This is a genomic window from Vibrio panuliri (assembly GCF_009938205.1).
GTDB lineage: Bacteria > Pseudomonadota > Gammaproteobacteria > Enterobacterales > Vibrionaceae > Vibrio > Vibrio panuliri.
The window spans coordinates 661,222-672,596 of sequence record NZ_AP019655.1 but is presented as its reverse complement, the minus strand read 5'-3'; the positions used below and the strand labels follow the sequence as shown (position 1 = coordinate 672,596).

Genomic DNA, 11,375 nt, shown 5'->3' with positions numbered 1-11,375 from the left:
CCACTCCACTCCCCTTTTAAGAATAACGAAAGATCATAGATATTAACCTTGTTGTTATCGCTGAAATAAGGCTGAGCATCTTGAATATAGCCATAAGCATTTGATAGTTTACCCCATATTTCAGATTTTGATTGAAAACCAAATCATATCTTGATAGTGAAATAGCATTTAATATTCCATCATTAATGGTGAAACCGCGTTGATAAGAAAATAGACTATCTCCAATATCAATTTTTAACTCATTAGCTAAGTTTTTATGATTAGCCAACTGACCTCTCATAAGTAATTCTACTTCGTATGGAAAAAACTGATAAGATGCATTAAAATACGAACGCAATATTTTAAAGTTACCACCAATATTGACGGAGTCCGAATCGATCTCTTCAGCTTGTTGATCACCAAAGCTCACATCCCCGCTCACATAGTTAAAGTTGACAACAGCACGAAACCCATCAAAGTTATCGTATTTTTTTTGTATAGCCAATCTCACTATAAACAATATCTTTATCTGTTGATAATCCTAATAAATGACTTGTATTATCAACAAAGGTAACCCCTGCATTTATGGATGACGCATAATCAAAAAAGGGAACCTTTCTTATCATAAACGAGTATTTAAAACTATCTCCAGTTATTTGGAATTTTTGTAATTCCTTTTTTAAAAGATAATAGTCATATACAGCTGCGACGTCATAATTAGCATCTATTGATGGTAAGTAATCACTATAATAAATGGATGCCGACTTCTTCCCAATTAGATTGGACGTTTCAAATTTTGTATTAATCTGATCATAGTTGGTAAATGTGGAATTAATTTGTCCATAAAGTGAATACACGTAATTACCCGTGTATTCATTACCTCGATTATCCGCCTCTAGACGCAAAAAAATTTTTCTTTGGTTTTACATCAACAATCAAATCGCTATGCCTTGGTAAACTACCCGGTAAAAGTTCCAAATGAGCAGATAAGGAGTTAATGCTATCGATGCTATTAACAACACCCAACAAGTCCTTTTTACGAATGTCATTTTTAGAACATAATTGTTCACAGACTAGATTATGAATATTATCATCAAAATTATCTGTGATACTTTCATATTGACTAGCTTCAGCTTTTATTACATCAAACCCATCATTATTCTCAATTGAAATAATAGGAACTAAAATATCGTATTTATCAATTAAAATACTCTTAAGATTTGAATCCAACAATTCAAAAGAAAGTGATGTACCTAACGTAGAGTCTTCAATTATTTTCGTAATATCTTCGTCGTTGAGAATAGTAGACTCAATAACCAAATTTGAACTGGCAAAGGAGAAACTTGATGCTGTAAAGCACACCACACCAAACAGCACACTTAACAACTCGCTTTGTAGGTTTTGTTTACATTTCATATACAGTTGATATCTCTATTGGACTGACTAATTGTTAGTCCTGAGTATCGAAACTTAAAAATAAAAACACAACACAAACAAAATTAGCCACAGAGCCAGATTGCAAATTAATTATTTATAAACAATAACTTACCCACCACAACGGATATGAAAAAAAAATTATTGTCATTCAATAAAAATATTTCAACAACTTTTATTGATGGTAGTAGATGTAGCACAATTTAACGTTCTAGCTCTAATAGGTTTGGATTAAGTAACATCATGAAATTATTTGGAAAGTTATAATAAAGCGAAAGAAAAATGTTATCATAATAGCTGACTTAGCTATAGCTATTACGCCTAGTACTTTATTAATATAATGTCCCCAACAAAATAATTACTTCAAGTCTCAACCAAAATGCAATGTAGATTTCGATGAAGGATCGGTTAATCGCTCCTTGTAATGACATGAAACTATTACTGAGTGGCACGACAGACGAATATTTTGGGAAAGCTCTTAAACCGTGACTAATTTTAGTTGACCACTACACCCGGCACTTTATCCCAGTATAGCAACACCACGCCAGAGCCAAGAATTTCTACAAAACGCTGATTTTCCCGACTCCCAATCTCGGTGTCGTAGCCATGAGCGCTGCGTTGATAATATGTTTGTGGATATGTTGCGTCATGTTTTGCAATTTTACGTGCGCGAAGAAACCATCACAGCGACAAGCACCGAGATCATAAACCAACACCATCCCGTTTATTGAGGTGCACGGATCTGGCCAGCTATCTTTATCCGACGCACAGCACTTTCGGATCCGAGCCGACAGCTTGTTGGCTGCATATTATACCCGGTACTACTGCTACTGCGAGAAAGCGATTGGCATCTATACCCATGTGTCCGATCAATATTCGGTCTACTTAACACAGTGAAACTACCAAACGGGGTTTAGAGTTGATAATTGCCTTATCAACTCGTTTTGGCGTTGGAAATTTATATATATTTGCCATGACCTTGACCCCTTCATACTTACGTGCTGAAATTACGCCGCTTTATGCTTGGTATCACACCTATGGAGCAGTGACCTGATATGACAACACCAAGTCACAAACACCAGCTTTAAGCTGAGGCTTTTCTCTGTCTATGCTCCAACTCTCGACTATTAACTACAGTAACTTCAATCACTTTCTTAGTATCTTCGTATAGCGACGTTCCTTGTTTGATATTGAATCCATCCATCAATTCAATCCCAGACCATACCGCAGATACATCAAGCAATAACAATGCAGCATTATCCATTAATAACTTATCCGCTTCTTGCTCACCCAAGTAGATAAGAGGAAATCCGTATCGGGAGCTATTGCTCATCATCCAAAAATAAACAAACTAACTCAGACTTAGATCTGGCAAATCAATTGTTCAATATTGAGGTCGTTTTCAACTAAAATCGGTTTCCTTCCAATCAAAACTCACATTAAGATATTTTTTGCCACAAGCCCCACAGCTCATTGCTTCATGCTATTAATTTTGAATTACTTCATGCGGACATTAATGGTCATCGACGCAGTCCACGTTTTAGGCACTTCAATCCAGCGCGTACTTACTTCCGACAAATGGGAAGTAAAACTGCCAATGACGTCACAAATCACAGTCGGCTCGCGAGTGCCATCAATAATGGCTTCAATCGACACACTCGATTCTGGACGAATGTAGGTTTCATTCATCATTTTTCCCGCCTCGTTAAAGCGATACTCATCATTGATGTAATCGCCTAAGTACCAACGAATAAGGCTGAATGCAGCCCATCCAATACTGTTGTTGTACGCTTCGGCAAAAAATTTATCTGTAACACCTTTCCGCTTATATAAAGCACCAAACGCAGATTCAACCGAAAAGCTCAGAGCGCCCTTAACGGTACGTTCATCTTTGGTTTTACCAAGTGCTTCAATACTAATGCGCTGTTTCACAATATTGCCATTAAGAACGACTGAAGCACCATTAATATCCACAATGCTGACTTCTGGTGCGAGTCCACGGCGTCCAGTACTGGCGTCGCTTTTCATATAACCTAGAACTAAAGCCGCGCGACCCTTCGCATTCTTGACTGCGTAATTAAACACAAACGCCTCACCATCTCGAGTCGCCTCATTCTCAACTGCGAACCAGTCCGTTGCCCAAGCGCGAGTAGTAGGCTCTAATTGCCATAACCAGTTAGGCGCGGTTTCTAGGACTGAGCCTGAGAACTCAATGTCGCTCGGCATCACAAATTGTTTGGTTTCGGCCGGCACTGCGGTTGCACCTAATAAAAGCCATAAGAACAATCTCTTCTTTTTCATAATGAACCTTGTACATCCTCGCGTGGTGGGGTGAATGAATCAACGCTGTCTGCTGAGTTTCACTTGTTGGAATAACACTGAGGTAGTCCTGTTTTAAAAATGAATATCTTGTTAATATTTACAACGGATAAGTCAGAAAGCATGCCCCCCTAAAAGTGGGGAGCATGACTTAACCTTCGCTGAGTATTATTTCATAGAAATCGTCACAGGGATGGTCGCGTTCCAAGAGGTGGGAACGCTGGCTGTTGGGAAAACTAGCTTGAAGTTGTTAATTTTAGAGGCGTACCCAGCAGATACAAAACTATTTCTTCCTATGTCGGCTTTACCAATATCTCCTCTAAGGAACCGGAGTATATCATTCTGGAAAAAGTTGGAGCCCGCACTTGTATCCTCGTTAGTGTAGACAGCAGAAAAATGTTTTACATTATTACGCATAATTTGAGCTGCAGTAAGTAGAATTGGAACAGAAACAGGCGCGCTTACACCATCATAAACAATTGATTTAAAGCCACTTCCAGTAAGATCAGCATACCTTAACGCTATTGACACCCCTTGAGTAACGTCAAATGTCATTGTCCCCGTATTCGCCGTTGTTGCAGACTCACCCGTGCCCGTTGTGGTTGTCACTGTAACCGAGCGCGGGGATGCACTATTATCTTCATTCCACTTTGTGCCCGCAATCGTCACAACTGGTGTCATACCTGCACCACCACCAGCCACCGAAGCAGTTTTCGTATAGCCCTGTAAAAAGTCCAGTGTTTCGCCTTTTAACACTTCAAACTCACTATTTTCGCCGTTTGGTATAGCTGTGATTTTGTAGGTAACGATGTTGCTAACTTTAGCCTTAGTCGCATCTGGAATTTGCCACAACCATTTAGGGTTGATGTTGGTTAGGGTGCCCGTAATAGTCAGGTCTCCGTTCGCTGGCGCATCCGAAAAAGCCGCGAGAGCTTGGTTTGCTGACACAAGTGCGGTCAGCATAGAAAGTGCTATTAGTGTCTTTTTCATGATTCTATACCTAATTTATTTAATCAAACTAACGACGACTGAACTTATTTCAGTGTAACCGTGACCGGAATAATCGCGGCCCAAGTGTCTGGTAAGCTTCCCGATGGGAACATCAACGTGTAATCATCGATACTCACCGAGTACGCACCCGATATTTTCGTGCTTGCTTGGTTAGCTAGAAGCGCTTCAGCTTGTGCAAACGTACTCGTGCCCTCTGCGATACTTGGGTAAATTGTAGTAAACCCAGTTTGGTTGTCAGCTAACAAGGTTTGAGCTTGAGTCGCACCGAAGTATTTCGCCGCTGTACCATCAAACAATGCACCACCTAGGTAAGCGGTTGCATTCACACGCATCGTACCTGCTGCAACCGCTGTGCCTGATATAGTCCCTGTTGCAACAACCGTTACTGCTTGCGTCGTACCATTCATTGTTACCGTTGATCCGTCGTTACCCACTTTAATCACAGGCGTCAGACCAATACCACCCATTGCTGAGATGCCTTTCATGTAACCGTGGATAAGCGTTACCGCATCTTTCGATGGAAAAGTGAACGTGGTGCTACCGTTACGTTGAATACCGTTAATAACAAGTGCACTTAATCCCGTCATCGCTGTTTTTGATGCATCAGGAATTTCCCAAACCCATACAGGACGGACATCCAAAATCGTACCACTAAAAGTCAGGTTGTAAGATGCATTGCCAGTGGCTGATTCAACGAACGCCGCATTTACGCCCCCCGACAATCCCATCAAGGTAAATAGCACTATCGCTAAATATTTTTTCATGAGTTCATCCTCTCTTTGTGAGAATTAATAAAGTGTGAAACCTTAAACAGCGTGTCACATTCAATTGCGGTCAGCTGTTAACCGCAATGGAATACGCACTCAATCTCTAAGTAGAACGTCATTAAGATTGACCTTCTATCTCAATGTCAAATTGAAACGGTCCTTTAAAACTCACTGGCAATGTGATACTAAGTGGTGACATAGCTCTTACCTCTAATTGCTTGAAAGCCGCAGGCACCGTCAGTAACACAGAACTCCCCGACGCTTTAGCACTCATATTTACAGCCTCATCGTCTAACCAAAGCCCTAGCGATAAGTGCGTACGAATGCGTTGATTGCGCTGCATGGTGGTGAGCAATATTTCCACTGCCCCTCCCGACTGTTGAATAAGTTGCACATCCTTTATTACAATAGTTTGTAGCGGCGCACTTAACTCCGCTTGTCGCACTGAAAGCAATACCGGATTGACTAGAGACTTTGCAATCTGCACTTCTTCGTTCACCACGTCGCCATTCACCGTCCCTAACGCATTGTTAAAGTCCGGTAGGATTAATGTTTCAGCGAAAGAGAGTGAGGCAATGACCAATCCAATCCATAACGCAACAATGGCACTACTCTTTTTCATGATTATTTCTTTTTCATTTGCTTTAACTCAAACTCTTCTAAGTTTCCGTAGTCGCTTAACGCATTAACCGATTCCACGGTATGCCCCGTCACTTCCACTCGGTCACCCGGCATAAAGAGGGTTAAATTGTCACGTTCTTCAGGGGTAAATTCGATACCTTTACCTTCGCTATCATGTACCGCACCAATGGCAAAGATGTAAGGGGTACTATTCACCAACCATTGAGAGCCAGGTTGGTATTCAATTGTCATGTTTGCTTCTGCGCCATCACGCCCTTCAACAATCGCTGTTGGTCGATAAATCAGTTTCACCTGAGTGCGAATCGCCATCGAAATACCACTTCCTTCACGGGCTTGCGGGATTTCCTGTAAATTTAGCCAGTAGACGGACTCCTTTTCTTTTGACATATGATCAGACACTTTTAGTATGCGAAACACCTGACGACCTTCTTCTTTAATGCGAAAAAAAGAAGGAGTAGCAATAAAGGTTGGTCTGGTGTCTTTTTCAACAATGTTATCTACCCAAACCTGCGCGCCATATTCACTCTTTGATTCATTATTCGCTGTCACTGAGATGAACTGCTCATTCCCTTTGTAGATGTAACGAGTTGCATCCAACGCTAGCGCTGCATGCGCACTATTCCAAGTCAGTAAAGAACCCATCAGGGCCAACATCACACGTTTTTTAATCACACGTCACCTCTTGTAATTCTATGGTTTCTTTAATTTTTGAGGCAGATATTTGGCAGTCGCCTAAAATCAAACCAGATAAGCTGACAACGGAGTTGACAAACAACACGCCATTTTGAGCAATAAAACCGAGGGGAAGCCCCGAAGCGGAGGTTGCCCACGTACCGTTTTGCACAAAGCGACCTTGCTTATCCTTGATTTGGAATAGATAACGCTTCACCTCAACAGCCTCAAAAGGTAGCAGTACCACTGAGCTGGCGGTTGGCAGTACATCTTGACTGGTAGTTAACAACTCCAAATTCAGCGGCAGTGTCGAGCCACTTAATGTGATTTTGTTCGAGCGATAGCTACGCAACGGAATAACCGCGTTACCCTTGTCATTACTCGGGTAAGGAGAGGAATCAAACTCCACTCCCGGCGTATCTTTCACATTAGCAATCGCAATCGTGTCAGAAATATTGCGCGTTAATATCCAGTCATTTTGCTTTGGAAGCACAATCACCGCGCCCGATACAGAGGCTGAGCCTGTCACGTTTCCACCACTTTGTGAAATACGACCATTTAACATGACACGATCCCCTCGGTAACTAGATTGCAGCGAATAAGTACTCTCGCCAACCGAATTTGACCAACTGGTACTTGCTGAGTAATCAACGCGTTTACCGATTGATGAACTCACGCCAGCGGTGTAATTCTCACTACCAGTATCGCTCACCGTCACCCCAGCAAAAGTCGCCACTGTCTTATCAAAGGTACTAAATGGAATCGACGCGGATAGCGAAACGTTGTAAGTATCTTCATCGCCCGTTTTGCTGTAATCCGCCCCGAGAGAGAGGCTAAGAAAATCAAAGCGCCCCGAAATTTTCCCGCTTAACCCTATATTGACATCTTCGTCATTCCAAAACGCTCGTCGGTATGCACTTAGACCTAAGTTAATTTCCGTATTGAGATGATGACTAATACTCAGCTCATACTGATTCTTTTGCTGCGTTCCAAAAAACTCTGTTTCACTTGGGTTAAAGCCTGAAAACTCAACAAACTCTTCCGAGATGTATTGCGCACTGACTAACTGTAGATCCGTCCCTTGCCCAAAGGTTTTGCCATAGGTCAGAGATAAACGACCACCATTGCGAATCAGTCCATCTTGGTACTGCGCAAATGAGTAAACCCCTTCCATACCAATTGTACCGAATGTACCCAGCCCACGAACCAACGCTAAACCTGTTGCCATGTAGTTTGCATGTAACAAAGAATTCCCGCGTAACGTGACCGCCTCAAAACCGTAACCATACGAACCTGCAACAAAAATCCCTGGCAGCTTAGATTTATCATCACGCACACCGACCTGTACGCTGTACTCCATTTCACCCGGCGTGAGCATATTCGGCAAAATCGTTAACGGAAAGAACTGCCTTGATATCTCACCATTGTTCTCCTTTATCACCATGGTCACATCCCCACTGCTGAGAAGGTTGACACCACTGATTTCAAAAGGACCCGGCGGCATTAACTCTGAATAAATTGTCACACCACCTTGCACCAAAGACACTCGCGCGTTCGTTTTAGCAATCCCTGTAAAGGCAGGGGCATAACCCAAATCACTGGGTGACATCGAGCTGTTACTCACCAAACCCACCCCCACCAAACTTACGCCACCCACCAAAGAGTTACTGGTAAAGGTTCGACCAAGCGTCAAATCCGCTTTTAAGTCGTACAACGCGCGACTAGCGGTCAGTAATGGCAAGTCAACGTTATCTTCCGTAATACTCAACGAAGAGCTGGCTACCCACTTACCAACATTTACCTTAATTCCAATAGAGCTATACATAAAAACATCCACTTCATTGGCATTCACGTTTGCGTTGTAGCTTAGTCTTAACGCGCTTGTACCGTAATCCCACTCTTGAGCTTGCTCATGCTTTTGTTGCAATCCTCGCTGAGGAATAGAGAGGGAAAACTGCTGAGTAGAAAACTCAAAATCCACCTTAGTGTTTGGCTCTAACTCCAACTGATAACACTGACGCTGCGCATCAAAAAAAAGCTGATAAAAATCGGGGCGTATTACCACACCCACTTCAGAACCCACTTCAGATAACCACTGTTCACTCAAACAAAGCACCTCGGTATCACTTTCACTAATAGTGATAATTCGGCGCCCTGCGTCCTTTTCATTCAGCGTAATATCAACCAAGTAACGTCCCGAGATGTATTTTCCGCCCAACCCTTGCACTAGCTGACTGGTATTTTGCTCTCCCCCGCGAATGAAGCTCAAATCAAGCTCGACCGCTTGAGTAACCGTTCCGTACAAACCAGCTAAAATCGCCGCGGCAACGAACGAGACTTTAACTTTAACTACTAATTTCATTGATAAGACACCATAACCGATAGATTACCGCGATAGTCCCCTACCTTTGCTCGGTCTAACCCAGTCACCTGTGCGTTAAACCCAAACACCCCACGTGTTGCAAATGCCGTGGAGTAACGAATAACCTTGTTACTCGATGTAATAGGTGCCAGTGAGCTGGCTTCACCTACATCCGTCGGAGAAACCAAGATGCGTACACCACTACCAACGCCCGTCGTCACCACACCCGTTGCATCCAATTGCCAAGGAGAGTTATAACCAAAATTCAAAGAAACCAGACCGCTGCCCACTAAAAATGCACTGCACCCTGGCGTGGTTGATCCACGTTCAAAGAGTTTTATCGAATAATTTCGACTCAACATCCCAGCTCTTAATGACTTGTTATATTGACCAAACGAGATTTGGTTATTGCGAGCACCACTGCCACCGTCAATAGAAACAGAGCAAGTAGAGCTCACGACTACCGCTTCTACGCTGACGCGCTTTTTGAGTATCGTTTCAGGGGCTGCAAAAACAGAGTTAGCACCTGTCACGAGAACCAAAAAAAGCACATACCTTTTCTTTTTTTCTTTTTTCTTTTTTTGACCCGTCCTATAATAAGGTTGACACAACCCAGTCAGAAAATTGGAGATCATGGTTTAAGTAACCTCTTAATCTACAGCAACCTTGTAAAAATTGTAAAAATTGTAAAAATTGTAAAACAAATATTATTTATTAAATGATAAATAAATTTTAACGATAAAATTATCGTGACGTATTTTTTAAACACGGTCCCAAAAAAAACAAAAAAGAGTAGTTTATTGATAAATAACAATTAATTTTGGGCAGTTCAAATAGAAACGCTAAGTCCACACGAACGAGTGAGATCAAAGAGGGGAAGAAATGGTTTTGGAATAAAAGAGGGTAAAATGTTCACTATGCAAACCATTTAAAACGCGAATAGCTATAATTTTAACTGGCATTTCATTTGAGACTATCCTAAATTCTGTGTTATTTTCAAAGTTTCAGCTTTAAAGTCTAAGGATAGACTGTCAACATCCCTTTTTTAGTGGCACTCAAAATTAGAGTTTTCCCTTTGCTGTGATTTAGCCAAATATTCCCACGGGGTTAGATCTCCTAGTGAGTTATGCGGTCGTTCATGGTTTATATTCTTTCAACCATATTCTGTACGGTCTCGAACATCACTAAACGTCTTAAACACGTGCATATTCAGAATGGCATCACGATAAGTTCTGTTAAAACGTTCAATGTATGAGTTTGGGGTAGGCTTTTCTGGCTTGATGAACTCTAGCTCCATCTGATTCAACTCAGCCCTTTCTGCTAGTTGCATCGAAATAAATTCTGGTCCGTTGTCCATCCGAATTTTTCGTGGATAGCCGCGCCAAGCTGCAACCCGCTCAAGAATTCGAAGTACACGCGCAGTCGGTAAACTCAAATCTATTTCTATGACGAGAGTTTCGCGGTTAAGATCATCTAATAGATTAAATGTTCGGAAGCGACGTCCACACATTAATGAATCGCTCATGATGTCCATAGACCAGCACATGTTTGCTTGTTCAGGAACGCAAGAGGCATCGGATTACGAGTTGATAATCGCTTCCTCGTCGTCGCATATTCAAGTTCAACAAGCGGTATACACGATGAACACGTTTATGGTTTCACTTGTAATGCCATCGTTTTAGAGTCTTGAATAACTTACTAAAACCATAAGTTGGAGAACATTTAACCGCTTTCTGAAGTGCATCAATGATCTCATCATCTCGATGGACATCTGGTTGGTATCGATAAACTGAGTCACTAATGCCAACAACTCGGCACGCTCTGCGCAAGCTGACTACGTGCTCTTGCTTCACGTAGTCAACTAGCTCACGGCGTACTGATGGCCTTACAGCTTTTTTCGATAACGTCTTTAAGAATGGAGTGACCCAAACTTAAATCGGCATACATTTGTTTTAATCGGCTATTTTCATTTTCAAGCGCTTTCAGTCGCTTAATATCGGAGCTTTCCATACCGCCGCATTTGGATTTCCAATTGTAATAGGTTGCATCTGCAATGCCGTATTCCCGACAAACATCAAACACTTTTCTCCCTAACTCAACTTCCCTCAAAAACTTAACGATCTGTGATTCTGTATAGCATGATTTTTTCATCAGCGTTCTCAGTTTGATTCAGTTTAAACAGAAGGACT

General features: G+C 41.8%; 11 protein-coding genes and 1 pseudogene. 1 reads left to right on the top strand and 11 read right to left on the bottom strand.

Annotated elements, in window-relative coordinates:
- Positions 1-16 precede the first annotated feature (16 nt).
- Positions 17-490, bottom strand: coding sequence for a hypothetical protein (locus GZK95_RS17800; protein WP_161987228.1), 474 nt, complete (start codon positions 488-490; stop codon positions 17-19).
- A gap of 374 nt (positions 491-864) precedes the next feature.
- A complete protein-coding gene (locus GZK95_RS17795) occupies positions 865-1,395 on the bottom strand; it encodes a hypothetical protein (RefSeq protein WP_161987227.1) in 531 nt (176 codons plus the stop codon).
- Between the two features lie 735 nt (positions 1,396-2,130).
- Between GZK95_RS17795 and GZK95_RS22490 the strand changes: the two genes are divergently transcribed.
- Positions 2,131-2,310 carry a transposase gene (locus tag GZK95_RS22490; protein ID WP_225623969.1) on the top strand — a complete coding sequence of 60 codons (180 nt, stop codon included), beginning with the start codon at positions 2,131-2,133 and terminating at the stop codon, positions 2,308-2,310.
- A 187-nt stretch (positions 2,311-2,497) separates the two neighbouring features.
- On the opposite strand, the gene GZK95_RS17785 is transcribed toward GZK95_RS22490, so the two are convergent.
- The 9 genes and pseudogenes from GZK95_RS17785 to GZK95_RS17745 all read right to left on the bottom strand — a co-directional run bounded on the left by GZK95_RS17785 (position 2,498) and on the right by GZK95_RS17745 (position 11,337).
- Positions 2,498-2,749, bottom strand: a complete 252-nt coding sequence (locus GZK95_RS17785; RefSeq protein ID WP_139315103.1) for a hypothetical protein — start codon at positions 2,747-2,749, stop codon at positions 2,498-2,500.
- Between the two features lie 161 nt (positions 2,750-2,910).
- The gene (locus GZK95_RS17780) at positions 2,911-3,714 is read right to left on the bottom strand and encodes a F4 family fimbrial subunit (protein WP_075716388.1); all 804 of its coding nucleotides are present in this window, start codon (positions 3,712-3,714) and stop codon (positions 2,911-2,913) included.
- 186 nt (positions 3,715-3,900) lie between these two features.
- Positions 3,901-4,722: a F4 family fimbrial subunit gene (locus GZK95_RS17775; protein WP_075716389.1), complete on the bottom strand. Its 822-nt coding sequence runs from the start codon at positions 4,720-4,722 to the stop codon at positions 3,901-3,903.
- Positions 4,723-4,766: 44 nt separating this feature from the next.
- Complete coding sequence (locus tag GZK95_RS17770; protein ID WP_075716390.1) at positions 4,767-5,507, bottom strand: F4 family fimbrial subunit; 741 nt, start codon at positions 5,505-5,507, stop codon at positions 4,767-4,769.
- Between the two features lie 121 nt (positions 5,508-5,628).
- Positions 5,629-6,132: a DUF5462 family protein gene (locus GZK95_RS17765; protein ID WP_075716391.1), complete on the bottom strand. Its 504-nt coding sequence runs from the start codon at positions 6,130-6,132 to the stop codon at positions 5,629-5,631.
- A gap of 2 nt (positions 6,133-6,134) precedes the next feature.
- Entirely contained in the window at positions 6,135-6,824 is a 690-nt protein-coding gene (locus GZK95_RS17760; protein WP_197740187.1) for a fimbria/pilus periplasmic chaperone, read from the bottom strand.
- A complete protein-coding gene (pefC, locus tag GZK95_RS17755; RefSeq protein ID WP_075716392.1) occupies positions 6,817-9,186 on the bottom strand; it encodes a PefC/AfrB family outer membrane usher protein in 2,370 nt (789 codons plus the stop codon). Before pefC ends, GZK95_RS17760 begins: the two co-directional genes overlap by 8 nt.
- A complete protein-coding gene (locus GZK95_RS17750; protein WP_075716393.1) occupies positions 9,183-9,737 on the bottom strand; it encodes a hypothetical protein in 555 nt (184 codons plus the stop codon). The genes pefC and GZK95_RS17750 overlap by 4 nt, the downstream gene beginning before the upstream one ends.
- 494 nt (positions 9,738-10,231) lie before the next feature.
- A pseudogene (locus GZK95_RS17745) lies at positions 10,232-11,337 on the bottom strand (IS3 family transposase).
- Positions 11,338-11,375: the final 38 nt, after the last annotated feature.